The organism is Agrobacterium sp. LR_9, from assembly GCF_041954855.1.
In the GTDB taxonomy this organism is placed as follows: domain Bacteria; phylum Pseudomonadota; class Alphaproteobacteria; order Rhizobiales; family Rhizobiaceae; genus Agrobacterium; species Agrobacterium leguminum.
This window is the reverse complement of the sequence record NZ_JAVAYA010000029.1, coordinates 1-24,675: the sequence shown is the minus strand read 5'-3', so window position 1 is coordinate 24,675 and position 24,675 is coordinate 1. Positions and strand designations below refer to the sequence as shown.

The window sequence follows — 24,675 nt, the reverse complement described above, 5'->3', positions numbered from 1 at the left end:
TATGTACCGTTACGACGAGTTCGATCACGCATTTGTTGAAGGCCGCGTGGCGCAGTTTCGCGATCAGGTCGAGCGCCGCCTTTCCGGCGAACTGGCCGAGGATGCGTTCAAGCCGCTGCGCCTGATGAACGGCGTCTATCTTCAGCTGCATGCCTATATGCTGCGCGTCGCCATTCCTTACGGCACGCTGAATTCGAAGCAGATGCGGATGCTGGCTCATATTGCCCGCAAATATGACCGGGGTTATGGCCACTTCACCACCCGTCAGAACATCCAGTACAACTGGCCGCGCCTTTCCGATACGCCGGATATCCTGTCCGAACTGGCGAGCGTGGAAATGCACGCGCTTCAGACGTCCGGCAACTGCATTCGCAACGTCACCGCCGATCATTTCGCCGGCGCGGCCGCCGATGAGGTCGCCGATCCGCGTCCCTATGCGGAAATCCTGCGCCAGTGGTCTTCCGTTCACCCGGAATTCTCCTTCCTGCCGCGCAAGTTCAAGATCGCCGTCACCGGCGCCGAGCGCGACCGTGCCGCCATTCAGGTGCACGATATCGGCCTGCATCTGAAAAAGAACGATAAGGGTGAGATCGGTTTCGCCGTCTATGTCGGCGGCGGGCAGGGCCGCACGCCGATGATCGCCAAGAAAATCCGCGACTTCCTGCCGGAAGAGGACTTGCTTTCCTACACGACGGCAATCATGCGCGTTTATAACCTGCACGGCCGCCGCGACAATAAATACAAGGCGCGCATCAAGATCCTCGTGCACGAGACCGGTGCGGAAGAACTGGCCCGCCAGGTCGAGGTCGAATTCGCTGAACTCAAGAACACCGAGTTGAAGCTTCCGGATGCCGATATTGCGGCAATCACCGCTTATTTCGCGCCGCCGGCGCTGAAGGATCGGTCGGAAGGCTGGGAAAGCCTGGCGCGCTGGAAGCGGGCCGATGAAGGTTTTGCCCGTTTTGTCGAGCAGAACGTCGCGCCGCACAAGCATCCCGATTACGGCATGGTGACGATCTCGCTGAAGCCGATCGGCGGCATTCCGGGCGATGCGACCGATGAGCAGATGGAACTCGTCGCCGATATCGCCGCGGAATATGCTTTCGATGAAATCCGTATCAGCCATGAGCAGAACATCATCCTGCCGCATGTGGCGCTGGCCGATCTCGAGCCGGTTTATCGCGCACTGGTGGGTGCGGGCCTCGCGACCGCCAATGCCGGGCTGATCACCGATATCATTGCCTGTCCCGGGCTGGACTATTGCGCGCTCGCCAATGCGCGCTCCATTCCGGTGGCGCAGGAAATTTCCACCCGCTTCGGTTCGCCGGAGCGTCAGGCGGAAATCGGTGAGCTGAAGATCAAGATTTCCGGCTGCATCAATGCCTGCGGCCACCACCATGTCGGCCATATCGGCCTGCTGGGTGTGGAAAAGAAGGGCGCGGAACTTTACCAGATCACGCTTGGCGGATCGGGCGATGAGAACACCTCGATCGGTGAAATCATCGGCCGTGGCTTCGAGCCGGAAAAAGTCACCGACGCCATCGAAACCATCGTCGACACCTATCTCGGGCTTCGCCTTTCGAAGGAAGAAATTTTCCTCGAAGCCTATCGCCGCGTTGGACCGCAACCGTTCAAGGATGCGCTCTACGGTTCCGCTGCAGAAGCCGCCTGAGGAGAATGCCATGACGAAAATCTGGAACCGCGACGGCTTCGTGGAAAACGATCCCTGGCTGATCGAAACGGAAGAAGTGAAAGCGACGGCGGAGCAGAAGCCCGTGCTGCCGCTCGCCGATTTTCTGGTTCGTGCCGCCGAAAGCAACGATATCGGCCTCGGCGTTCTGATCACGCCCGCCGACGATGTGACGCGGCTCGGACCCTATCTCGACCGTATCGACCTTGTCGCCATAAGCTTCCCGGCCTTCAATGACGGACGCGGGTTCAGCCACGCTTCGCTGCTGCGCAGTCGTCTCGGTTTTGCGGGCGAGGTGAGGGCGGTTGGCGACGTCCTGATCGATCAGGTGCCGCTGATGCTTCGCACCGGCTTCACCAGCTTTGCGGTGACGAACGGCACGGCCATCCGCCGCCTGTCCGAAAATCGCCTGCCGGAAATTCCGGTTTATTACCAGCCGACAGCCAAGCCGGCGAGCGGCGGTGAGGCCTATAGCTGGCGTCGTCGTGCGTCTCTATGACACGTTGCGTGGAAATATGAGTTTTTGATACATATTTCCTACGCACATGGCAGTATTGACATTCTCATGCCTTCAAACCGGAGCAAAAATGGTATAATTGCCCGGTCGGAGAATGTCGCATCGAATAAGAATGGACGGAACCTGAAATGAACGCGCCAGCCAAGACGGAAGATTTCGCGATCAAGATACCTGACGGTGTTTACGCCGAGACGGTTTTATCGGTGGAACACTATACCGACCACCTGTTCCGTTTCCGTATGACGCGCCCGGCCGGCTTCCGTTTCCGTTCCGGCGAATTCGCCATGATCGGCCTGATGGTCGGCGACAAGCCGATCTATCGCGCCTATTCCATCGCCAGCCCTGCCTGGGACGAGGAACTGGAATTCTTCTCGATCAAGGTTCCGAACGGTCCGCTGACGTCGCATCTCCAGGCAATCAAGCCCGGCGATACCGTTCTGATGCGCAAGAAGCCGACAGGCACGCTGGTTCTGGATGCGCTGACGCCCGGCAGACGGCTTTACATGTTCTCCACCGGCACCGGCATCGCGCCTTTCGCGAGCCTGATCCGTGACCCGGAGACCTATGAGAAGTTCGAGGAAGTCATCCTCACCCATACCTGCCGCGACGTGGCCGAGCTGAAATACGGCTTCGATCTGGTCGAGGAAATCCGTAACCACGAATTCCTGAACGAGATCGTCGGCGACAAGCTGAAGCACTATGCGACCGTCACCCGCGAAGATTACCCCTTCAAGGGCCGCATCACCACGCTGATCGAGAACGGCAAGCTGTTTGCGGATCTCGGCGTCCCGGCGCTCGATCCCGAAATCGATCGCGGCATGATCTGCGGCTCCTCGGCAATGCTGAAGGACACCAAGGAGCTTCTGGAAAAAGCCGGCCTGAACGAAGGCGCCAACAACAAGCCCGCCGAATTCGTGATCGAGCGCGCTTTCGTCGGTTGATCCCATAAAAAGCTACGAGATTTCAGGAGGCCGTCAGGCCTCCTTTTTGTTTGCGCCTTCAGTGCCGGTGTTGAGAGGCGGCGTCGTCATCCTGTTTCGGGGCTATTTCGTTGCGATAGAGAAGAAAAAGCCCGATGGCGATAGCGGCAATGCCGCCGCCGACGAGATGCGACAGCGAATAACCGCCCTTCGTCACCAGCCAGCCTGCGACGACATTGCTGAACGATGCGCCGATACCCTGAACCATCATGACGCTGGCAAGGCCGACATTAAAACGACCGGTGCCTTTCAAAATCCTCTCCACAGCAACCGGGGTGACGATGCCGAGCAGGCCCGCGCCAACGCCATCGAGAAACTGCACCGGGAAGATCACCCAGAAATCCGAAAAGGCCGAGGCGAGGAGACCGCGTATCGGCAACGCGATCAGCGCGATGATGAAAACGGTCGAGAGACCGAAACGGCGTATCAGCCATGGGGCCATTGCGGCGACGAAGATCATCGCGAATTGCGCGACGCCGGTAATGATGGCGGTGGTGCGGAAGGGCGTCTGCAGTTCGATGGCGAAATCCTGCGCGATCAACCGGCCCATCGGCGCGTTGCCGAAGTGGAAAACAAGCAGAATGATGGCGAGAAAGATCAGCCCGCGTTCGTGCAGCAGCACCCTGATGCCGGACGGTCCCGGCTCTCCCTTGTCTTCGGCAAGGCCACGCGCAACCTTGTGGTCAATCCTATCGGGATCAATGGCCGCCGTAGCGAGCAGGGCGCCGGCAGCGGTCAGCAGCATGAGACCGATGATCCCGTTCATGCCGAAGAACGTTACGACCACATAAGTCGCGAAAAGCGACGCAAAATTACCACCGTGGTTCCAGAACTCATTGCGCGAAATCTGGTGGGAAAACAGTCGCTCGCCGACAAGGCCGAGTGTGAGGCCGGCAAGCGCGGGACCGACCACTGCGCCAACCACCGCCGTCATGATCTGGCCGGTCCAGACGATCCAAACATCCGGAAAGATCAGCGTGATCAACGCCCCGACGGTCACGAGAACAACGGGGATAGCAATCAGCGTTCGTTTCCACGTCGTCCCATCCACCAGCGCGCCGCAAAGCGGCGTGGCAAGCAGACCGACGAGGCCACCGACCGTGGCGATCATGCCCAACGAAAGCGAAGACCAACCCTGTGTCGCCAGAAATGCATCCAGAAACGGCCCGAGGCCGTCACGGGCATCGGCAAGGAAAAAATTCAGCGCTGCAAGGGCAAAAAGCGTGCGGTCTGAGATACCACCGCTACGCGGCAAGCCACCGGAAGGAAGTCCGCCGGGTGGTGCCGAAACGCCGATTGTCGTCATGAAATATGCTCCGAAAAATATGCAAGAGGGAATGGGAATTAATTGAGGCTGGCGAAAAACATCTGTGCCCGCATTTGGTTGCATTGGCACGACATGACGATAAATCCTAGATGTTTTTGGTCGCTGCAAAGTCGGCTGGAGGAACGTTTAACGGTACTGGTGAGTTAGTCTTCGTGGAAAAACGGATACGCGCCATGAAGATCAAGGTTTTTGCAGTTTTATTTTCGGCCGCATTGCTCGGCACGCAGCCCGCACATGCGGACGAACGCGCATTTCTCTCATCGCTGAAAGGCACATGGGCAGGCAAGGGAACCGTGATTACCCGGATAGGCACGCCGCCGATCAATGTGAGTTGCACACTGAACTCCAATGCGGGGGCATCGTCGCTCAACATGTCCGGCACTTGCCGCGGCCTTCTCGTGGTAAGGCGGGCAATCGCTGCCGATCTGTCGGAGAAAGGCGGACGCTACAGTGGCGCCTATACTGGGCCTTCCGGCCGCCCATCCGCACTTTCCGGCACAAGACAGGGAAACGCCATAAATCTGACAGTGCGATGGAACCGGGATATCAACGGCGATCGCATTGCTGCCATGACCATTGAAAAGATTGGAGCCAACGGTCTGCGGCTGCGCACCACCGATAAGGACGGCAGGACCGGCAAGACGGTGGTGACGAGCGATATCCGGCTCGTTCGCTAAGTCAGCGGTGAGACAATGACGGATGGGCGGCTCGGGTTTCTAGTGGAATTCGAGCAGCAGGGGGCAATGGTCCGAAACTTCCGGCTGCCTCACCACATCGAAACGATCGATCTGCACGGCTGGATTGACCAGCATGTAATCCGCATAACGGTTCGCTTTGGCATAATGTGAGGTCCGGGTGTCAGTAAAGCCGCGTGTCGTGACGAGTTCGGTGAGATCCAGTTCCTTCAGCACAGTGAAGGTCTCGCTGTCAGGCAGGACATTAAAATCACCGCAGACGATGATCCGGTCGCCATCCTCAGCAATGTTTTTGACAAGTTGTACGAGGCGTTTCGCCTGCGCTAGACGGGCGGGGATATCGTGTTTGCCGCTGAGGTCGCGCAATCCGTGCATATGGGCGATGACGGCCGGCTGACCGGTGGTGAAGTCGAAAACCCTGACGGCGTGGCCCGTGCGCGACCGTGGATGATCTCCATATCCGTCTGCGGAAAAAGTCCCGTGCACGAACCCTTGCGCCTGCGCAACGATGGCGATGGATTTGCGCACAAATGTCGCCAGCCCCCATTGGGAAGGATATCTAATCTCGCTGTGCCAGAGATCACCCTGCGCCGCCGGACAGAAGATCGCGAGGTGATCCGGCAAGGCCTCGGCGATTTCGTGGAAGAAGTTCGCCCTTTGCGGCAGGTCGATGCCGTGATCGCGGTAGCTCAGCCAGTCCTCAAAGGCAGTCGGCGTGTGCACCACCTCCTGCAGGCAAAGAATATCGGGATCTGATGAGGAGATATAGGGAACAATCTCGTCATGAAGCTTTCCGCCCCAACCATTCAGGCAAATCACACGCATTCCCACTCCATCGCCGCTTGATTGTGGCATCCGTTCTAGCATGGAATGTGTGGCGAGCAATCGTGTGCGGCGGGGCCGAGAAACGTTGCTGCTGTAACGGAAAAGGCCCGGATCGCTCCGGGCCTCTACATGTACCAGTCGCCTGCCGTCTCGTTATATTACATCTTCGGCAGCAACACCTTGTCGATGACATGAATGACGCCATTGGATTGTTTGACGTCGGCGATGGTGACGTGGGCAACCGTACCATTCTCGTCCGTCAACGTGATTTTGCCCATGCTTTCCTTGGCCTTGAGAACGCAGCCGCCGACGGTCTTAACGTCATGCTCACCTTTGTCGTCCTTGATCATTTTTTCGATGGCGGGTGACAGTGCATTGGCGGCAACCACATGGCAGGTCAGCACCTTGACCAGCTTCTCCTTGTTCTCGGGCTTCAGAAGATCATCGACCGCACCCTTCGGAAGGGCCGCAAAAGCCTCATTGGTTGGTGCAAACACCGTGAACGGGCCCTTTCCCTGAAGTGTTTCGACAAGCCCGGCAGCCTTGACCGCTGCGACAAGCGTTGTATGGTCTTTCGAGTTCATCGCATTTTCAACGATGTTCTTGTCCTCGAACATTGCGGCGCCGCCAACTTTGGGGTTCGCGGCATAAGCGGAAACCATGCCGATGGAAAGAGCTGCGGCCAGCGTCAGGACGCGAACAGAAACGTTGTACATCGTTATTCCTCCTTGGTGACTTCCAAACCCCGAAAGGCACTTCTTTCGGTGGCCGCTATCGGTGATCCGTAGCGACACAAGAGACGGAAGCCGGCTCCTCGAAGTTTCGAGGCGAGCCAGGAAAAATGATAAATAATTGATTTCAAGAATGATTATCTATGTGTCGACATAAAAAAGCCCGGAGCGATCCGGGCTTTTGTCTTGAGCGAAACGAAGTTTACTCAGCCGCTTCGGCATAAGCCTCCATCGGCGGGCAGGTGCAGATGAGGTTGCGGTCGCCATAGACATTGTCGATGCGGTTGACCGGCGACCAGTATTTGTCGATGCGGAACGCGCCGGGCGGGAAGCAGCCCTTTTCGCGGCTATAGGGACGATCCCATTCACCAACGAGGTCTTCCACCGTGTGCGGTGCGTTCTTCAGCGGGTTGTTGGTCTTGTCCGCACGGCCTTCCTCGATGTCGCGGGCTTCCTCGCGGATCGCCAGCATGGCATCGCAGAAACGGTCGATTTCCGCCTTGGTTTCGGATTCCGTCGGCTCGATCATCAGCGTGCCGGCAACCGGCCAGCTCATGGTCGGCGCGTGGAAACCGCAGTCGATGAGGCGCTTTGCGACATCGTCCACCGTCACGCCGCAGCTATCTGCCAGCGGGCGGGTATCTATAATGCACTCATGCGCCACGCGGCCGGTTTCGGACTTGTAGAGCACGTCGTACGCACCCTTCAGCCGCTCGGCGATATAGTTGGCGTTGAGGATCGCCACCTTGGTCGCCTGCGTCAGCCCTTCGCCGCCCATCATCAGGCAATAGCTCCACGAAATCGGCAGGATCGACGGCGAGCCGAACGGGGCAGCAGACACCGCACCCTCACGACCGTCCGTCGCCGGATGGCCGGGCAGATAGGGAGCAAGATGCGCCTTGACACCGATCGGTCCCATGCCGGGGCCACCGCCGCCATGCGGAATGCAGAAGGTCTTGTGCAGGTTGAGATGCGAAACGTCCGAACCGATATCGCCGGGGCGGGCGAGACCGACCATGGCGTTCATGTTGGCGCCGTCCAGATACACCTGTCCACCATGCTTATGGGTGATTTCGCAAATCTCGCGAACCGTCTCCTCGAACACGCCGTGGGTGGACGGGTACGTGATCATGCAGCACGAGAGGTTTTCCGCATACTGCTCTGCTTTTGCACGGAAATCGTCGATATCGATGTCACCATTATCCCGCACTTTGACCGGCACCACTTTCATGCCGACCATCTGCGCAGAGGCAGGATTGGTGCCATGCGCCGACGTCGGAATGAGGCACACGTCACGGTGTGTGCCGCCATTGGCGAGGTGATAGTTGCGGATGGTCAGAAGCCCGGCATATTCCCCCTGCGCGCCGGAATTCGGCTGCATGGAGAAGGCGTCGTAACCGGTGACCGAGCACAGCTTTTCGGAGAGATCGTCGATCATCTCCTTGTAGCCGAGCGCCTGATTGGCCGGCGCGAAGGGATGGATGTCGGAAAATTCCGGCCAGGTGATCGGCAACATTTCCGCTGTTGCGTTCAGCTTCATGGTGCAGGAACCGAGCGGGATCATCGAGCGGTCGAGCGCCAGATCGCGGTCCGAGAGACGGCGGATGTAACGAGTCATCTCGCTTTCGGCGCGGTTCATGTGGAAGATCGGATGCGTCATATACGGGCTGGTGCGCAGCAGGTCCTTCGGCAGGCGATATTCCGGCTCGAAATCCGAGATCGAGAAATTGCCGCCGAAAGCGCGCCAGACCGCCTCAAGCGTTGCCGGGCGCGTGCGCTCGTCAAGGCTCATGCCGATCTTGGTCGCACCGACCTTGCGAAGGTTCACGCCTTCCGCAACGGCCGAGCGCAGGATGACGCCCTGCATATGGCCGACTTCAACGGTGATGGTGTCGAAGAAGGTTTCCGGCTCGATGGTGTAGCCGAGCTTTTCCAGCCCCTTGGCCATCAGAACGGCCTTCTGGTGGGTCTGCTGGGCGATCGCCTTAATGCCCTGCGGGCCATGGAAGACGCCATACATGGAGGCCATGACGGCCAGCAGCACCTGCGCCGTGCAGATGTTCGACGTGGCCTTTTCGCGGCGGATATGCTGTTCGCGTGTCTGCAGCGACAGGCGATAGGCGCGGTTGCCGCGCGCATCGACCGAAACGCCGACCAGACGGCCGGGCATGGAGCGCTTATGAGCATCCTTGACGGCCATGTAAGCCGCGTGCGGACCGCCGTAACCAACCGGAACGCCGAAGCGCTGCGAGGTGCCGATGGCGATGTCAGCGCCCATTTCACCGGGCGACTTCAGAAGCGTCAGCGCCAGAAGATCGGCGGCGACGGCGGCAATCGCGCCCGTCTGGTGCAGGCGGGAAATCAGGCCGGAGAAATCGCTGACATGGCCGTGGGTGCCCGGATACTGGAAGATCGCACCGAACACATCGACCGGGTCGAGATCAGTAAAGGGGTTGCCGACAATCACCTTCCAGCCGAGCGGGGCCGCGCGGGTCTCGATCAGCGCAATGGTCTGCGGATGGCAATTGGCGTCAACGAAGAAGGCGGTCGCCTTGGATTTCGCAACGCGCTGGCACATCGCCATGGCTTCGGCAGCCGCCGTCGCTTCATCGAGCAGCGATGCGTTGGCAACATCGAGACCGGTCAGATCGCAGACCATGGTCTGGTAGTTCAGCAGCGCCTCAAGGCGGCCCTGGCTGATTTCCGGCTGATAGGGCGTATAGGCCGTGTACCAGGCCGGGTTTTCCAGAATATTGCGCTGGATGACCGGCGGCGTGATGGTGCCGTAATAACCCTGGCCGATCAGCGAGGTCAGAACCTGGTTCTTGTTGGCCGTCTCACGAAGACGATCCAGCGCCTCGCGTTCGGTCAGCGCCGCACCCCAGGTCAGCGGCACTTTCTGGCGGATGGAGGAGGGAACGGTGGCGTCGATCAGGGCGTCGAGGCTCTTGTAGCCAACGACCTTCAGCATCTCGGCCATTTCCGACGGCGACGGCCCGATGTGACGCCGGTTGGCGAAATCATAGGGCTGATAGTCGGTGAAATGGAATTCGGTGGGCGTCGTCATTACGCGATCAGTTCCTTGTAGGCTGCTTCATCAAGCAGCGTCTCGGCATCGGCCGGATTGGAGAGTTTCAGCTTGAAGAACCAGCCGGCGCCCTGCGGGTCGGAATTGACGAGCGAGGGATCATCGACGATGGCCTGGTTGATTTCGACCACTTCGCCATCCAGCGGACAATAGACATCGGAAGCCGCCTTGACGGATTCAACGGTTGCCGCGTCGCCATCCTTGGAGAAGGTGGCGCCCACTTCCGGCAATTCAACGAAAACGAGATCGCCAAGCTGTTCAGCGGCGTGGCTGGTGATGCCAACGGTGGCGATATCGCCTTCGAACTTCAGCCATTCGTGTTCTGCGGTAAATTTCAGCATCGTATTCTCTCCGGAGATGGGATGAAGATTATCGTTTATAGGTGGGCTTGATGAAGGGCAGGGCGGCGACGGTGACGGGCAGATATTTGCCGCGCACTTCCGCGAAGATCGCCGTGCCGGGAGCAGCGTGGGAAACAGGCAGGTAACCCATGGCGACGGGACCTTCGACCGAGGGACCGAAACCGCCCGAGGTCACTTCACCGATTTCCGTCTTGCCTTCGGCATCCGCAAACAGCTTCGAATGGCCGCGCACCGGCGCCTTGCCTTCCGGCTTCAGGCCGACGCGGCGGCGCGATGTGCCGTCTTTCAGTTCGCCGAGAATACGCTCCGCGCCAGGAAAACCGCCCTCGCGGTCTCCACCGGCGCGGCGCGCTTTCTGGATCGCCCATTCGAGCGAGGCTTCGATGGGGGAGGTCGTAGTGTCGATATCGTTGCCGTAGAGACAAAGGCCGGCTTCGAGGCGCAGGCTGTCGCGCGCACCAAGCCCGATGGCATCGCAATCGGGATGTTCGAGCAGGGCTTTGGCAATTTCTTCGGCCTTGTCGGCCGGTACGGAAATTTCAAAGCCGTCTTCACCAGAATAACCGGAGCGCGAGACGATGCACGGCACGTCATGCAGCGGCACTTCCTGCACATCCATGAATTTCATTTCCGAGACGCCGGCCCAGAGTTCAGCCAGAACGGCCTCAGCGCGCGGGCCCTGAAGCGCGATAAGCGCCCGGTCATCGAGAAGCGTTATCTCGCAGGCATCGGAAAGATGCGCCTTCATATGGGCGACATCGGCATCCTTACAGGCGGCGTTGACGACGACAAAAAGATGATCGCCGCGATTGGTGATCATCAGATCATCCAGAATGCAGCCGTTTTCGTCGGTGAAGAAACCGTAGCGCTGGCGGCCTTCCTTGAGGCCGAGAATGTCAACCGGCACCAGCTTTTCGAGCGCGCGTGCGGCATCTTCATTCTTGCCGGACTTCGCTTTCAGGATCACCTGACCCATATGGGACACGTCGAACAGGCCGGCGGAGGTGCGGGTCTGGAGATGTTCCTTCAGAACGCCGGCCGGATATTGCACGGGCATGTCGTAACCGGCAAAGGGCACCATGCGGGCGCCAAGCGATATGTGCAGGGAGTGGAGCGGCGTGGTTTTCAGCGCGGCGGTATCGTCCAAGGACGCCTCCAGGGTTGCGCGAGATATCGCGCGGGCTCAGGTCATGGCGCGAAAAACGCACCGGGTTCAAGAGCCCCCTCTGTCCTTGTCGCCTGAGATTGTTATCCCTTCGGCGAGCCGTCCTTATGAAAGGTGGCTTCTCTCCAGAGTTCCGTCGTCACCGCTGGTCCTTTTGCCTGAGAGTTTCCGGGGCGGTTGCTCCTTCGGCACCGCATTGAAGCGGTTTCTCCCAACGATGATGCGACGCTCATTATCTTCGAAGACCCGTTATTGGCAAGGACCAAATGACGCATCTGAACAGATTCTTGCTCCATCTGCGCCATCGGCGCAGCGATCCGCGGCGACAAATGGCCTAGGCGGCTTTCTTCAGTCGGATTTTTTCTCAGGCAGGCCCTTGCGTTTGGTCGATGCGAAATCCTCAAGTTCCTTTTCTGTCATGGACTTCTCCATGCTTTTTGAAGCACCTTTTAAACTGGATTTCTTCGTTTCTCCGCGTTTGGCCGCCAGTGCGGCGCCCGCCGCTTTCTGCTGGGCCTTCGATTTGGCTGGCATGTCGGGCCTCCCTTGGAACGATGGTTGTGGCAGGAAAATGCCGCCTGGCATCTATTGTTCCCTTGCGACGGTCTGGCCTGCGGCAAAATTCCCCTTTGAAATCGGAGAGAAACAGGGATATCGCCTAGAACATGGATGCAAATCGAACACGACGATTGATGGGGATGGAGAAAATGCTTCGCATTTTCTGCGCGACCCTGATGTTGTCCCTCGGTTTTGCCCACAAGCCGGCGCTTGCCGCAGCACCCGCCGTTGCGCTGGATGAGAGTTACCGGCTGCCGGACGGCACCTTCGCGGAAATCTGCCTTGGCCATGGCAACGGCGTCAATGCTTCCCATACCAGGGAAGGCCCCGCCCATTCCGGCGACGCCATCCTGTTTTGCGAAGCCTGCCTGCTCGCCTCGTCCATTCTTCTGCCGATGCCCGATACGGCTGGCTGGCTGAAGACTGAGTTTGCCTGGCTCGACAATCGCCTGCCTGCGGAATGGAGCTTCCGCTCCGTGCTGACGATCCAGAAGCCCGCCGCGCGCGGCCCGCCATCCCTGTCCGCCTGATTTTTCGTTTTACGGGATCATCGCCGCCTTTGGCGGCACGGAGCGGCTGCGCGGACCCAGAGGGATTAGCAGCCGCAGGGACAAGCAAATGAAAACCACCAAGATCATCACCTGCAGCCTTTTCGTCGCCTCGGTTTCGACCGCGCAGGCTTTCGCCCATGCCACATTCGTTGACGGTTCGGCCGAACAGGAAAGCACCGTCGTTGCCGCCCTCCAGGTTCCGCATGGCTGCGAAGGCGGGCTCGCCACCACCGAAGTTCAGATCAAGCTGCCGGAAGGATTCATTGCCGCGAAGCCCCAGCCCAAGGCTGGCTGGGAACTGGAGGTCATCAAGGGAGACTACCAGAAGGCCTACAAGAACCACGGCAGGGAGATTAAAAGCGGACCGGTCGAAATCCGCTGGAAAGGCGGCAACCTGCCGGATGAATTCTACGACACCTTCTCCGTGCAGGGAAAAATCTCCGGTATTGAGGCGGGGCAGGACCTGCCATTCAAGGTAACGCAGCTCTGCGGCGACAAAGGCAAGGTTGCCTGGGACGAAGTGGCAGCGGCCGGCGTCGATCCACATTCCCTGAAAAGTCCCGCTCCCACCATTCGCGTTGCCGCAAAGGCTGCACATGCCGGCGGCCATGATCATTCCGCCATGGATATGGATGTCGTGAAGGCCGGCAGCCTCGAAGTGTCCGAGGGAACGACCAAGGCCATGCTGCCGGGCCAGCCCGTGGGCGGTGGATACGTGACGATCAAGAATACCGGCGATAGCGACGACAAGCTGATCGGCGTTGAATCGTCGTCCGCCGGACGTGCAGAAATCCACGAGATGGCCATGGTCAACGACGTGATGAAAATGCGCAAGCTTGATGACGGCATCGTCATTCCCGCCGGCCAGACGGTGGAGCTGAAGCCCGGCGGCCTGCATATGATGTTCTTCGATGTGAAGAAGCCCTTTGTCGAAGGCGACAAGGTGCCGGTAACGCTGATCTTCAAAAAGGCCGGCAAGGTGGCGGTCGTGCTATCCACCGGCGCAGCCAAGGGCGGCGGCGACCACCAGCATAATTGACCGATAAAAAGCGGCTACCGGAACGCGTGACAGGTCCGGTAGCCGCAAATTTTCATCTGTCGTGTTTGTTCTTCAGCGCCGTGGCGGAAAAGCAGGATGGCATTTGCCCACGTGATTTTCCGGAACTCGGTCGCAAATCTCTAGAAGATCAGTCTGACACCAGGCTGAATGCGAAGGCTCCGCCTATATGGCGAAAAACTGAAGAAACGACATTAAAATATCTATATATCCACTTGATCTATAAATTACTTTCAGATTTCGATGTGAAGCTGTTTTCCTCGTAGGCCTCCACGGCCTGCTCGAGTGTCGCCTGTGGCTCCTGACGCTGGCTGCTTGCTATCAGGAAATAGAGGGTGAGGGCCGGCGGCTTGATCGTCGTCATCAGGCCCCTGAGCTGGAAATCGTCGCCGTTTTCGGCCTTGCGCGCCAGTTCGTGAATGGCCTCTTCAACCTCGCTCTTGCGCGGCACGCGTTGCGGCGGCTTCATGGCCTCCAGCGCATAGGCCGCTGTATTCGCGGAAACGGAAAGAACCTGTGTCATCGAACCTCCGGCCATCTTCGCCGACCCTGAAAAACCGTAGATTAACAGTTGCCCATTGTTGGAAGGCTAAATCGCACAGCTGCAATTTAATCGTATTTTAACAGCCCAAAGCGCCGGGCAAAGGGGTTTCGCCAGCGGTTCCCATGGTCTAAAAATGTCCTGGACCGTCCGGTCCGACGATTTCTTCCGGAGACACATTCCCCATGATCAATATCGCCCTTGTCGCTGCAGGCGGCGCAATCGGTTCCGTGTTCCGTTATCTGGTCGGGGTCTGGAGCATGCGGTTGGCCGGACCGAATTTTCCCTGGGGAACCCTTGCCGTCAATGTGGTCGGATCTTTCCTGATCGGTCTGCTGGTCGAGCTTGTGGCGCGCCGGCTGAACGCCTCGATGGAAATGCGCCTGTTTCTCGTCACCGGCGTGCTCGGCGGGTTCACCACATTCTCGTCCTTCTCGCTCGATGCGGTCGCGCTGTTCGAACGCGGCGCGCTCGGGCTATCGGCGGTTTACGTGCTTGCAAGCCTCGCTGTTTCCATCACGGCGGTTTTCGCCGGGCTGGCCTTGGGCCGCAGTTTGTTCTAAAGGCTTGGTCCAAACGGCGCGCCGACGAATAGGGCGCGCGATCAGGACAGAAAGACTGGAAATTTCATGGCAGGTATCGAGCATATCAAGGTCGGGGCCGACGAGGCCGGTATGCGCCTCGATCGCTGGTTCAAGATTCATTATCCGGGACTTGGTTTCGGGCAGTTGCAGAAGCTTCTGCGCTCCGGCCAGGTGCGTGTGGATGGCGGCCGGGTGAAGACGGATGCACGCGTGCAGCCGGGACAGATGGTGCGCGTACCGCCGGTCGATTCCGATCTCAAGGTCAAGAGCGGCCCGATCGGATCGAAAGACCTCAAACACTCCGAAGATGGCGAGCTTCTGGCGCGCATGCTCCTGCATGAGGACGACAAGGTGTTCGTCTTCAACAAGCCGGCCGGCATTGCCGTGCAGGGCGGCTCCGGCGTCACTCGCCATATTGACGGGCTGCTGGAAGCCTGGACCAATCAGAAGGGCGAAAAGCCGCGTCTGGTGCACCGCCTCGACCGCGATACGTCGGGCGTGCTGGTGGTTGCCCGCACCCGCGGTGCTGCGCAGAAGCTGACGGCCGCCTTCCGCGAACGCGATACCAAGAAGACCTATTGGGCCCTGGTCAAGGGCGTGCCGCGCAAGCATCAGGACAAGATTTCCACCTGGCTGGTCAAGGAACAGACGATGGATGGCGATCGCATGCGTATCGCCAAGCATGGCGAGGAGGGCGCCGATCACGCCGTTTCCTATTACCGCGTCATCGATACCGCCGCGCAGAACCTCGCCTGGCTGGAAATGGAACCCTATACCGGCCGCACCCATCAGCTTCGCGTGCACGCCCTGCATATGGGCCACCCGATCATCGGGGATCCGAAATATTATATCGACGATCCGAACTGGGATTTCCCGGGCGGCATCCAGAAGCGCCTGCATCTCCACGCACGCCATATCGACATTCCGCATCCGAATGGCGGCCGGCTTCGGGTCAGCGCACCCTTGCCGCCGCATATGGTCCAGACCTGGAACCTGCTCGGTCTCGACGTGGCCGATGGCGATAGGGAAGACTGACAGCCCATGAAACTGGTTCTTTTCGATTGCGACGGAACGCTGGTGGATAGCGCCGGCCTGATCCATGCCGTCATGTCCGATACTTTCGCTGATTTCGGCAAACCGCGCCCCGATATCTCCGAAACCAAGGCGATCATCGGTCTGACGCTGGATATCGCCATCGCCCGCATGCTGGGCAGGGCACATGTGGATGATGAAGCGAAGGCGATGACGGAACGTTACAGGGAACTCTATCATCCCCTGCGGGAGCGGCCGGAAATGACCGTGCCGCTTTTCGACGGTATCGCCACGCTGATCGATACGCTTTCGAAACGCGACGATGTGCTGATCGGCGCGGTGACAGGCAAGGGTCGTCGCGGTCTTACCCATATTCTGCAGACCCACGGCCTTGCCGATCACTTCATCGTTTCGCGCACGGCGGATGATTGCCCCTCAAAGCCGCATCCGGCCATGGTGATGGAATGCTGCCATGAAACCGGCATGGTTCCGGCCGATACTGTCGTTATCGGCGATGCGATCTACGACATGCAGATGGCCAAGGCCGCCGGCGCGAAAGCAATCGGCGTCGCCTGGGGTTATGCCTCGGTCGACGATCTCTGGAAGGCAGGCGCCGATGCGGTCGTCAGCCATCCGCGCGAAATTCCGGCCTATGTTCCGGCCGATATTCTTGAATAACCTTTCTATCCGACTGACGAGGACGTGCCATGCGTGATCTCCTGAACGACCTTTCGGAGGGCCTGAGCCATCCCGACCCGATCCTGCGCGCGCAGATCCAGATGCAGAAACCTCTGCCGAAGCGGTTCTATAAAGATGTCACCGTCGGCGAGGCGGAGGAGGGCGGCTTTACCATCCTTCTCGATGGCAAGCCGCTGCGCACTCCTGCCAAGAAGCCGCTGACCGTCCCGACGCGTGCGCTGGCGGAACTGCTTCGCGATGAATGGGACGCCCAGAAAGAAGTGGTGAATCCGGTGGTAATGCCGGTTTCTCGGCATGTGAACACGGCCATTGATGGCGTCGCCAATGATACCCAGGCTGTTTTTGAGGACATACTTCGTTTTTCCTCTTCCGATCTCCTCTGCTATCGCGCCGGCGATCCGGAAGCGCTGGTTGCGCGGCAGACGGACCATTGGGATCCGGTTCTGGACTGGGCGGCCCATGTGCTCGGAGCGCGCTTCATTCTCGTCGAAGGCGTGATGCATCAGGACCAGCCGCGCGAAGCCATCGCGGCTTTTGCGGTAACGCTGAAGAAATACGACACACCGATTGCGCTTGCCGCTCTCCACACCATGACATCGCTGACCGGCTCCGCCATTTTGGCGCTGGCCCTGGCGGAAGGGGAGCTGACGCTGGAGGAAGCCTGGGCGCTCGCCCATCTGGACGAGGACTGGACCGCCGAGCAATGGGGCGAGGACGAGGAGGCGCTGGAGCGCCGCACCGTCAGGCTTGTCGATATGCGTGCGGCACTCAATGTTCTGGAGTCGCTCAAGAGCGCATCTTAACGCTTTTCTAACCCTGATGGCCGAATATGCGGTTACCTCACGTTAGGGGAGCCGCTGATCATGACCACCTCGTTGAAACGCCTTGGCATTCTTGTGCTGGCGTGTTTCACGCTCATGTCTTTCAGGCTGGAACCGGAAGCGACCCATACTGACCGGCTGCTTTACGATGTGCGCGGCGCATTCGTCGCCGCACGCCCGGATGTCGCTCCGGCGCTGATGCAATCCATTCATGCGCAGGTGCAGAATGCGATCAAGACGACGGCGCGTGGCGAAACACGGCCGCGCGTGGTACTGACCATCCGTCTCGCATCTGTGACACGCGGCCCGTTCCTGTTCGGGGAAAGGGCGTCGGCCAAGGTCATCGTCCGCGCCGCAGCCGTCGCGACGGGAGAGGTGATCGCCGAGGCCAAATTCACCGCCACCGTCGTCAGCTTCGATAATCAGTCGATAGAGCAGGAACTTGCCTATGGTGTCGCCGAACGTGTGATCCGCGAATTCAGGCTCAGCCGACCCGGCCCGACGACGCTGGCGACGGCTCTGTTTCCGTAAGCAGGACACAAAAGGCGAGGGCGCGACGTCTATTCGTCCGCATTTCAGTTTCCGAATATTTCAAGCTTCAATCAGGCGCATCTTCGGTGCTCTTAAATTAACATACGTCACGTATATGTAATTGACATGCGGCGCGTATGTAACTATCTGACATACGTAACGTATGTAAATGGGCGTCCGAAGCCTCTTTTAAAAAGAGCAACGCTTCTCGGCATCCATGACCACTCAGCCAAGAGAGAGATGCATAGTGACCGCACGCGAAGCAATTTTCCCCGCCAACAGGCATGCGCTTTACGAGGAGCATGGCTATTCCGCAGCTATCCGATCCGGTGATCTTCTTTTCGTTTCCGGCCAGGTCGGCAGCCGTGCCGATGGAACGCCTGAACCGGATTTTGAACGTCAGGTCCGGCTGGCCTTTGAAAACCTCAAGGCCACGCTTGCAGCGGCGGGCTGCACCTTCGATGATATTGTGGATGTGACGACGTTCCACACGGACCCACAAAACCAGTTCGGAACGATCATGGCCGTCAAGCAGGAGATTTTCAGCCAAAAGCCTTACCCGAACTGGACGGCCGTCGGCGTCAACTGGCTTGCCGGCTTCGATTTCGAGATCAAGGTCATTGCCCGCATCCCGTAATGTCAGGTTAAATCGGCAGCGGCGGCGCTTACAGGGCGCCGCCAGCCTGCTTCTCCATCCTTATCCCAGCCGCTCCGCATGCCACTTCAAATGGTCATCCATGAAGGTGGAAATGAAATAATAGGAGTGGTCGTAGCGCTCATGCATGCGCAGCGTCAGGCCGATATCCGTGCCCCTGATCGCTTCTTCGAACAGCCAGGGGCGCAGGCCCTTTTCGAGAAAACTATCGGCCTTGCCCTGATCGATCAGGAACTCGGGAAAACGCGCGCCGTCCTCGACCAGCGCACAGGCGTCGTATTGACGCCATGCGGCCTTATCCGCACCGAGGTATTTTTCCAGCGCCGGCTCGGACCAGTCGGCCGAAGAGGGAGCCACGATCGGCGCAAAGGCGGAGCAGCTCTTGAAACGCTCGGGGTTCTTGAGCGCAATGGTCATCGCGCCATGGCCGCCCATCGAATGGCCGAAAATGCCCTGGCGGCTCATATCCGCACGGAAATGCTGGCCGATGAGAGCAGGCAGTTCTTCCGTCACATAACTGTACATCCGATAGTGCTCGGACCAGGGCTCTTCTGTGGCATCGAGATAAAATCCGGCGCCCTTGCCCATCTGCCAGTTGGTCAGCTCATCTGGCACGTCATTGCCGCGCGGGCTGGTATCCGGGCAGACGACGATCAGCCCGAGTTCCGAGGCCATGCGGCGATATTCGCCCTTTTCCATGACATTGGCATGGGTGCAGGTGAGGCCGGAAAGATACCACAGGACAGGGCAGGGCTCATGGATCGCCTTCGGCGGCACATAAACCGCAAAGCTCATCTCAGATTTCAGGGTTTCCGATGTGTGCGAAAATACGCCCTGCATGCCGCCAAAGGCCGTATTCTGCGAAATAATGTTCATGAAGCCATTCCTTGTGAAATTTTGCGGTTCAGCCTGCAAGCGAAACGGCTGCATTGACCGCCGCCGCCACAAGAACCGTATTGAAGAAGAAAGAAACGATGGAGTGCAGCAGCGTGACCTTGCGCATGGCGGTCGTGGTTATCCCCACATCCGACGTCTGCGCCGTCATGCCGATCACCACGGCGAAATAAAGAAAGTCGTAACCGCAGGGTTCCTTCGTGCCCGGAAAATCCATGCCGCCGCGATGCTGGCGTTTGCCGTCCACCATGGCGGGCCGCCAGTAAAGATGGGCGTAATGCAGGGCGGTCATGGTGTGGATGGTCAGCCAGCCGAAGATAACCGACGCGAAGGCGATGAGCAGCGTCCAGATAGTCTCGCCCGCATGGTTGAGAGCCTGAAACAGCGATACCACCGCGACGGCAACGGCTAGCAGCGTAACGGCGATGATAGCGACCGCAGGCAGATCGTCGCTATCGGCATGGGCCTTAAGGTGCTGCGCCGTCAGGCCCGACAGGCGAAAGGCAATCAGGGTGAGATAGGTCAGGAAGAACAGAACGGCCGCGATCTCGATCGCCAGCGGCGGCGCAAAAACCAGCGCCAGGCCAAGGCTCACGGCACCGACCAAAAAGGCAACGACGAAAGGTTGATGGCGGCGATAGCTGTTGCTTTTCATATTGGCCGGGGTCATGGGCGGCACCTTTCCGTTGGCGCCGTCATTTTTTGACACGGCGGCAGAAACGGTCAAGCGTCTCCAGAAAGGCGGAGCGGTCACGCGGTGAAAAAGCCGCATTATATCCCTTGCTTTCACCGGTTTCGCGCAGATGCGCGCCGAGATCGCGCATCGCCGTCGCCATCCCGATATTCGACTGGTCAAAAACGCGGCCCGTCGGCCCGGTCACCAGCGCACCCTTGGCGACGCAGCGGCCAGCCAGCGGCACATCGGCGGTGATGACAATGTCGTTTTCGGCCGCATGATCGGCGATCCAGTCGTCCGCCGCGTCGAAACCGGCCGATACGATGACGTTTTTCACCATGGGATCGCGCGACGGGCGCAGACCGGAATTGGCAACGAAGGTCACTTCCAGCCCATGCCGCTCCGCCACCTTGAGAATCTCCGGCTTCACGGGGCAGGCATCGGCATCGACGTAGATTCGCGGGTTTTGCGGCATGGGCACTCTTTTTGAGATAATTCCTATCACGCTTCTAAGCGCAAACGCCGCGATTACCAAGCCCGCCATTGCTGAAATGCGGGTCGATGCCGGGTAGGGGCGGCACTTGCGACCACCCTGAAAATCGCCTATGTTCACTTTATGTTCTTATCCCGAAAGGTTTCCCATGCTGGAAGAGTTCATCGTGCAGGCGAAGTCCGCCACCTATGTCGGCGGCGGCAGCAAATCCGCGACGCCCACCCGCAAGGGATCGCACGATCTCGGTTATCAGAGCGGCGACTTGCACTATATCGACAGCTATTTCGGGGGAACCGATTTCATCGGCCAGGAGGTTGTCTGGCATCAGGGAACGGCGGTGTGGGCGATGAGTTATTACGGTCGCATCCTTCGGCCCGACATGATCGACGGCCCCACGGCTGGCATGGTCATTCAGCGGTCGCTTTCCACGCTCTATCGTCAGGGCCGGTTCCTTGGCGGCTTCACCAACCCGGTGGAAAATCTGGTCTATGTCGATACGAATGAAGGTGAATTCCGGTCCTTCACCGGGATCGAGCGCATTTACCGGGGCCATGTCGAGACGTACCGGCTTGACTATCATGGCGGGATCATAAAGCCATGAGAGATGCGGCGGGATGGGACGACGATGTTCACCGCCCCATCACAGGCTTCAAATCAGCCGGGCTGCTTGGTCTTGCGCAGATAGGGAAGAACCGTGTCGTAGGAGCCGAAACGGGCAATCGCATCCTCGTTGGAAACGGCGGCGGTGATGATGACGTCTTCACCCTGCTTCCAGTTGGCCGGTGTCGCCACCTGATGTTTGGAGGTGAGCTGGATGGAATCGATCGCGCGAAGAATTTCCTCGAAGTTGCGGCCGGTGGTCATGGGGTAGGTGAGGACCAGCTTGATCTTCTTATCGGGACCGATGACGAAGACGGAGCGTACGGTGGCGTTATCGGCAGGCGTGCGGCCTTCGGAACTGTCGCCAGCCCCGGCCGGCAGCATGTCGTAAAGCTTGGCGACCTTCAGGTCCTTGTCGCCGATCAGCGGATAATCGACGTTGAAACCGGTCGCGGTGCGAATATCGTTCTTCCATTTTTCATGGCTTTCGACCGGATCGACCGAAATACCGATGATCTTGACGCCACGCTTTTCGAATTCCGGCTGCAGGCCGCCCATCGCGCCGAGTTCCGTCGTGCAGACCGGCGTGAAGTTCTTCGGATGCGAAAACAGGACCGCCCAGCCGTCGCCGATCCAGTCGTGGAAGCTCACCGGACCATGGGTGGTCTCGGCGGTGAAGTCGGGTGCTATATCGTTGATACGCAGGCTCATCTGATGTTTTCTCCCTAATGATTTGAACTGAAAACTGATGGTTCTCGGCAATCCGTGTCCGGCGCTGGAGCTTAGAGTTTTTGCATGAAATGGCCAGCCCTTTCATCGGGCTTCGGCGGTATTTGCTTCAGCCCCACAGAGATTTGATGGCCCTGATTTCCCCTGTTTGTCGCGGTTGCGCGATATCGGCCCGGTTGATTGTTTCAGGAGGACATGATTATTCCAGAGACGATCGGGGGGCCATCATGACGACTTCTTCTGCGCCTGTTTCCGCGACGGTTCGGGCACGCATTCCAGCGACGGTCTGGGTGCTCGGCATCGTTAGCCTTCTGATGGATATTTCTTCGGAAATGGTGCAGACGCTGCTGCCCTATTATCTCGTTTCCGGTCTCGGCGCTTCCGCGGTCACTGTCGGTTTCATCGAGGGAATGTCGGTTGCCATCGCCACCACGACCAAGCTGTTTTCCGGGATTATCGCGGACTGGACGAGGCGGCGGAAAATGCTCGCCGTGCTTGGATACGGTCTCGGCGCAATCTCGAAACTCGCTTTTCCCTTTGCCACCTCGCTTGGCTGGATCGTCGCCGCCAAGGCGGTGGACCGGGTCGGAAAGGGCATTCGCGGAACGCCGCGCGATGCCCTTATTGCCGATGTGACGCCGCCTGAAATTCGTGGCGCCGCATTCGGGCTTAGAAAGTCGCTCGATACGGTCGGCGGCTTCCTCGGGCCGCTGGCGGCCATCGGGCTGATGTTCGCGCTCAGCGAAAATGTACTCGCCATTTTCTGGATCGCGGTCATTCCCGCTTTCCTTGCGGTGTTCATTCTCATCGCCGGTGTGACGGAACCGGATGCGCCCGCAAGACCGAAAGCCGAAAAGCCATTCCGGCTCGCCGATTTTGCGAAACTCAATCGGGCGGTCTGGATCGTCATCATCGCGGCGTCGCTCCTGACCTTCGCCCGTTTCAGCGAAGCGTTCCTGTTGCTGAAATCCGAAGAGGCAGGCTTCCGGCCGGCATGGATACCGATCACCATGGTCATCATGCATGCCGTCTATGGCCTGACAGCCTATCCCGTCGGCCGGCTCTCGGACAGGATCGGCCGCTCAGGGATTATCGCGGCGAGCGTGGCCGTGCTGATGGCCTCTTATCTGACGCTCGCTTTTGCCAATTCCATTCCGCTGTTCCTGTTCGGCATTCTTCTGTGGGGCTTGCATATGGGTCTGTCGCAGGGTCTGCTTGCAGCCCTGATTGCGGAAACGGCGCCGCCACATCTCAAGGGAACGGCCTTCGGCGTTTTCAATCTGATGACGGGTCTCGCGGTACTGGTCGGCAATGTCATCGCCGGCTTGCTGTGGGACCTCCACGGTTCCTTCGGCACCTTCCTGGCAGGCGCCGCACTGTCTTTTACCGCATTGACGATGTTGATCTGGGTGTCCCGTCGAAAGAGCGCCGCCGCCTGAGCCTCTACCGAAAACACGACGACGTTCCGCGCCGCCATTCGGCGAGCCGCGCCGGAGGTGGTGATGCAGAAGGTCGCCATTGCTGTCGACAAGATACGCGCAGCCGGAAAAATCGTGGGGACGCTCGCGACATTGGAAGAAATGCCGCACTGGCGGAAGCGTGGCGTGCAATTCTTCTACTCCATTCCGATCCTTTCCTGCGCCGCGGTCTCGCTGCGGTGAAGGAGGCGCTCGCCTGAGGCGGAGCAGGGGTTCTTCGGTTTAACGATGCCGCAAGCGAGGGCCTGAACCTTCAGGCCCTTGCCATGCCGTTAGAAATCCGCCGTGACGGATTTCCACAAATGCACCGGATCGAAGCCGCCGCAGCGCGCGATCACAATCCGGGTGCCGTTTTTAACCCGCCGCCGCAAAAGATCGAAACGTTCGGACTGCGCCCGAAGCGAACCATCATCCTGAAGCTTCTGCAGCATCGACCGCGAAAGCCTGAGTTCAGATGCCAGCAGGCGGTCAAGGCGTATGCCGGCCTGAAACGGAACCATGAGATCGATCTCCGCCATGGCCCAGTCGGGAGGGTCATCCCGTATCTGTTTCGCGATATCGAATTCCGGAAACTCGTCGACGCGCTGGGATTTACGTCTCAAGGCTTCGAGGTTGAATGCCTCCGCCCTTATCCATTGCGGATCGTTGGACTGCAACGCTTCGAGGACGGCAGGGCTGATGTCCCGGACATTCTCCCGCTCGAAAATCGGCCTGTTCCAGCTCTTGTCGCACATCAGGCATCTATAGATAAGCCACGCATCCAGCTTGCGGCCATTGGCATTGAGCCGGATCTTGCCGCTTGCCTGAAATGCCCTTAGGCCACCGCATCCGATGCATGCAAGCCAGGGCTGGGGCGCCGTTCGTGGCGTAATGGTCCATTGGACCCGAAGTAAATTGCACATAGTCTCTTGGTCTTCCATTCGGAAGTCCACCAAGATGGTGCAGGAGAAAACCCTTACGGGAACGGCATGGCGGTGTTCTGGGGTGGTGAAGAGCTGAGACAGCGGCGCTGCGCAGGGCACATTGTAACAATGCCAGACCGGTCTCTTGCCACCACCCGATGAACATGATCATACGCAGACAGCCTGTGGCTATCCGCAATACGGGTGAAACTGGATTGAGACCGGTATTTACTTAGGCAAAGTCTACCTCGATGCGCCAATGCTCTTCGGTGGCGACAATAACAAACGATCGTTCCGAAGCAGAGTCATCAAGTGCAGCGAAAAGGCCGAAAGCCGTTACTATGCGACTTTTATGCAACGTCAGGTGACCCGCCCATTCTTCCCGGTTCGAACGACGTCGACGGACGGATTTTGCGCCTGTTAGCGGCTGTCGGAAACGGAAGATACCGGTGACTATACGCGGGGCAAACATCCTTAAGGGGCGACGGTTTCAA

General features: G+C 59.0%; 27 protein-coding genes, 1 pseudogene and 1 riboswitch. Of the genes and pseudogenes, 15 read left to right on the top strand and 13 right to left on the bottom strand.

Features of this window, described 5'->3' with window-relative positions; all coding sequences use genetic code 11:
• The first annotated feature begins 1 nt into the window (after window position 1).
• From RAC79_RS22765 to RAC79_RS22755, 3 genes are all read left to right on the top strand, one after another.
• A complete protein-coding gene (locus RAC79_RS22765; protein ID WP_374997557.1) occupies window positions 2–1,672 on the top strand; it encodes a nitrite/sulfite reductase in 1,671 nt (556 codons plus the stop codon).
• 10 nt (window positions 1,673–1,682) lie between these two features.
• Window positions 1,683–2,189 carry a DUF934 domain-containing protein gene (locus RAC79_RS22760; RefSeq protein ID WP_078052953.1) on the top strand — a complete coding sequence of 169 codons (507 nt, stop codon included), beginning with the start codon at window positions 1,683–1,685 and terminating at the stop codon, window positions 2,187–2,189.
• Window positions 2,190–2,335: 146 nt separating this feature from the next.
• Window positions 2,336–3,148 carry a ferredoxin--NADP reductase gene (locus tag RAC79_RS22755; RefSeq protein WP_035264028.1) on the top strand — a complete coding sequence of 271 codons (813 nt, stop codon included), beginning with the start codon at window positions 2,336–2,338 and terminating at the stop codon, window positions 3,146–3,148.
• A gap of 58 nt (window positions 3,149–3,206) precedes the next feature.
• On the opposite strand, the gene RAC79_RS22750 is transcribed toward RAC79_RS22755, so the two are convergent.
• Complete coding sequence (locus tag RAC79_RS22750; protein WP_125145721.1) at window positions 3,207–4,493, bottom strand: MFS transporter; 1,287 nt, start codon at window positions 4,491–4,493, stop codon at window positions 3,207–3,209.
• A 194-nt stretch (window positions 4,494–4,687) separates the two neighbouring features.
• Here RAC79_RS22750 and RAC79_RS22745 point away from each other — a divergent pair, with 194 nt between their 5' ends.
• Window positions 4,688–5,191, top strand: a complete 504-nt coding sequence (locus tag RAC79_RS22745; protein ID WP_080856330.1) for a hypothetical protein — start codon at window positions 4,688–4,690, stop codon at window positions 5,189–5,191.
• 39 nt (window positions 5,192–5,230) lie between these two features.
• Here RAC79_RS22745 and RAC79_RS22740 read toward each other — a convergent pair whose 3' ends face one another.
• The 6 genes from RAC79_RS22740 to RAC79_RS22715 form a co-directional block, all read right to left on the bottom strand.
• The gene (locus RAC79_RS22740) at window positions 5,231–6,034 is read right to left on the bottom strand and encodes an endonuclease/exonuclease/phosphatase family protein (RefSeq protein ID WP_161987928.1); all 804 of its coding nucleotides are present in this window, start codon (window positions 6,032–6,034) and stop codon (window positions 5,231–5,233) included.
• A 158-nt stretch (window positions 6,035–6,192) separates the two neighbouring features.
• The gene (locus RAC79_RS22735) at window positions 6,193–6,750 is read right to left on the bottom strand and encodes a fasciclin domain-containing protein (protein ID WP_065655403.1); all 558 of its coding nucleotides are present in this window, start codon (window positions 6,748–6,750) and stop codon (window positions 6,193–6,195) included.
• Between the two features lie 217 nt (window positions 6,751–6,967).
• Window positions 6,968–9,832, bottom strand: a complete 2,865-nt coding sequence (gene gcvP / locus RAC79_RS22730; protein ID WP_174035973.1) for an aminomethyl-transferring glycine dehydrogenase — start codon at window positions 9,830–9,832, stop codon at window positions 6,968–6,970.
• Window positions 9,832–10,194 carry a glycine cleavage system protein GcvH gene (gene gcvH / locus RAC79_RS22725; RefSeq protein ID WP_065655405.1) on the bottom strand — a complete coding sequence of 121 codons (363 nt, stop codon included), beginning with the start codon at window positions 10,192–10,194 and terminating at the stop codon, window positions 9,832–9,834. The genes gcvP and gcvH overlap by 1 nt, the downstream gene beginning before the upstream one ends.
• A 28-nt stretch (window positions 10,195–10,222) precedes the next feature.
• On the bottom strand, window positions 10,223–11,362 hold the full coding sequence (gcvT, locus tag RAC79_RS22720; RefSeq protein WP_065655406.1) for a glycine cleavage system aminomethyltransferase GcvT: 1,140 nt from the start codon (window positions 11,360–11,362) through the stop codon (window positions 10,223–10,225).
• Window positions 11,363–11,516: 154 nt separating this feature from the next.
• A riboswitch (glycine riboswitch) is annotated at window positions 11,517–11,604 on the bottom strand.
• A 124-nt stretch (window positions 11,605–11,728) separates the two neighbouring features.
• Window positions 11,729–11,914, bottom strand: coding sequence for a DUF3008 family protein (locus RAC79_RS22715; RefSeq protein ID WP_065655407.1), 186 nt, complete (start codon window positions 11,912–11,914; stop codon window positions 11,729–11,731).
• A 173-nt stretch (window positions 11,915–12,087) separates the two neighbouring features.
• Between RAC79_RS22715 and RAC79_RS22710 the strand changes: the two genes are divergently transcribed.
• Window positions 12,088–12,468: a hypothetical protein gene (locus tag RAC79_RS22710; RefSeq protein ID WP_125145715.1), complete on the top strand. Its 381-nt coding sequence runs from the start codon at window positions 12,088–12,090 to the stop codon at window positions 12,466–12,468.
• Between the two features lie 88 nt (window positions 12,469–12,556).
• On the top strand, window positions 12,557–13,528 hold the full coding sequence (locus RAC79_RS22705; protein WP_174044267.1) for a copper chaperone PCu(A)C: 972 nt from the start codon (window positions 12,557–12,559) through the stop codon (window positions 13,526–13,528).
• 238 nt (window positions 13,529–13,766) lie between these two features.
• On the opposite strand, the gene RAC79_RS22700 is transcribed toward RAC79_RS22705, so the two are convergent.
• Complete coding sequence (locus tag RAC79_RS22700; protein WP_065655458.1) at window positions 13,767–14,069, bottom strand: hypothetical protein; 303 nt, start codon at window positions 14,067–14,069, stop codon at window positions 13,767–13,769.
• A gap of 203 nt (window positions 14,070–14,272) precedes the next feature.
• Here RAC79_RS22700 and crcB point away from each other — a divergent pair, with 203 nt between their 5' ends.
• The 6 genes from crcB to RAC79_RS22670 all read left to right on the top strand — a co-directional run bounded on the left by crcB (window position 14,273) and on the right by RAC79_RS22670 (window position 18,391).
• A complete protein-coding gene (gene crcB / locus RAC79_RS22695) occupies window positions 14,273–14,650 on the top strand; it encodes a fluoride efflux transporter CrcB (RefSeq protein WP_065655410.1) in 378 nt (125 codons plus the stop codon).
• Window positions 14,651–14,716: 66 nt separating this feature from the next.
• Window positions 14,717–15,706, top strand: a complete 990-nt coding sequence (locus RAC79_RS22690; RefSeq protein ID WP_035264040.1) for an RluA family pseudouridine synthase — start codon at window positions 14,717–14,719, stop codon at window positions 15,704–15,706.
• A gap of 6 nt (window positions 15,707–15,712) precedes the next feature.
• Window positions 15,713–16,381 carry an HAD family hydrolase gene (locus RAC79_RS22685; protein ID WP_174039137.1) on the top strand — a complete coding sequence of 223 codons (669 nt, stop codon included), beginning with the start codon at window positions 15,713–15,715 and terminating at the stop codon, window positions 16,379–16,381.
• Between the two features lie 29 nt (window positions 16,382–16,410).
• Complete coding sequence (locus RAC79_RS22680) at window positions 16,411–17,205, top strand: ATP12 family chaperone protein (RefSeq protein ID WP_065655412.1); 795 nt, start codon at window positions 16,411–16,413, stop codon at window positions 17,203–17,205.
• 60 nt (window positions 17,206–17,265) lie between these two features.
• The gene (locus RAC79_RS22675; RefSeq protein ID WP_065655413.1) at window positions 17,266–17,754 is read left to right on the top strand and encodes a hypothetical protein; all 489 of its coding nucleotides are present in this window, start codon (window positions 17,266–17,268) and stop codon (window positions 17,752–17,754) included.
• 247 nt (window positions 17,755–18,001) lie between these two features.
• Window positions 18,002–18,391: a RidA family protein gene (locus RAC79_RS22670; protein WP_065655414.1), complete on the top strand. Its 390-nt coding sequence runs from the start codon at window positions 18,002–18,004 to the stop codon at window positions 18,389–18,391.
• 60 nt (window positions 18,392–18,451) lie between these two features.
• Here RAC79_RS22670 and fghA read toward each other — a convergent pair whose 3' ends face one another.
• From fghA to RAC79_RS22655, 3 genes are read right to left on the bottom strand one after another with little or no spacing between them, the layout of a single operon-like run.
• The gene (fghA, locus tag RAC79_RS22665) at window positions 18,452–19,285 is read right to left on the bottom strand and encodes an S-formylglutathione hydrolase (RefSeq protein ID WP_078052960.1); all 834 of its coding nucleotides are present in this window, start codon (window positions 19,283–19,285) and stop codon (window positions 18,452–18,454) included.
• Window positions 19,286–19,313: 28 nt separating this feature from the next.
• Window positions 19,314–19,973 carry a DUF1345 domain-containing protein gene (locus RAC79_RS22660; RefSeq protein WP_174035979.1) on the bottom strand — a complete coding sequence of 220 codons (660 nt, stop codon included), beginning with the start codon at window positions 19,971–19,973 and terminating at the stop codon, window positions 19,314–19,316.
• 25 nt (window positions 19,974–19,998) lie between these two features.
• The gene (locus tag RAC79_RS22655) at window positions 19,999–20,454 is read right to left on the bottom strand and encodes a YaiI/YqxD family protein (protein WP_125145709.1); all 456 of its coding nucleotides are present in this window, start codon (window positions 20,452–20,454) and stop codon (window positions 19,999–20,001) included.
• Window positions 20,455–20,620: 166 nt separating this feature from the next.
• On the opposite strand from RAC79_RS22655, the gene RAC79_RS22650 reads away from it, so the two are divergent.
• Entirely contained in the window at window positions 20,621–21,073 is a 453-nt protein-coding gene (locus tag RAC79_RS22650; protein WP_174039139.1) for a DUF5680 domain-containing protein, read from the top strand.
• Between the two features lie 53 nt (window positions 21,074–21,126).
• Here RAC79_RS22650 and RAC79_RS22645 read toward each other — a convergent pair whose 3' ends face one another.
• Complete coding sequence (locus RAC79_RS22645; protein ID WP_035217366.1) at window positions 21,127–21,783, bottom strand: peroxiredoxin; 657 nt, start codon at window positions 21,781–21,783, stop codon at window positions 21,127–21,129.
• 245 nt (window positions 21,784–22,028) lie between these two features.
• Between RAC79_RS22645 and RAC79_RS22640 the strand changes: the two genes are divergently transcribed.
• The gene (locus tag RAC79_RS22640) at window positions 22,029–23,240 is read left to right on the top strand and encodes an MFS transporter (protein WP_142845494.1); all 1,212 of its coding nucleotides are present in this window, start codon (window positions 22,029–22,031) and stop codon (window positions 23,238–23,240) included.
• 28 nt (window positions 23,241–23,268) lie between these two features.
• Window positions 23,269–23,479: pseudogene (locus RAC79_RS22635) on the top strand (2,4-dihydroxyhept-2-ene-1,7-dioic acid aldolase); the annotation flags it as partial.
• A 72-nt stretch (window positions 23,480–23,551) separates the two neighbouring features.
• Here the strand turns inward: RAC79_RS22635 and RAC79_RS22630 are convergent.
• On the bottom strand, window positions 23,552–24,301 hold the full coding sequence (locus RAC79_RS22630) for a DUF1062 domain-containing protein (RefSeq protein WP_174039140.1): 750 nt from the start codon (window positions 24,299–24,301) through the stop codon (window positions 23,552–23,554).
• Window positions 24,302–24,675: the final 374 nt, after the last annotated feature.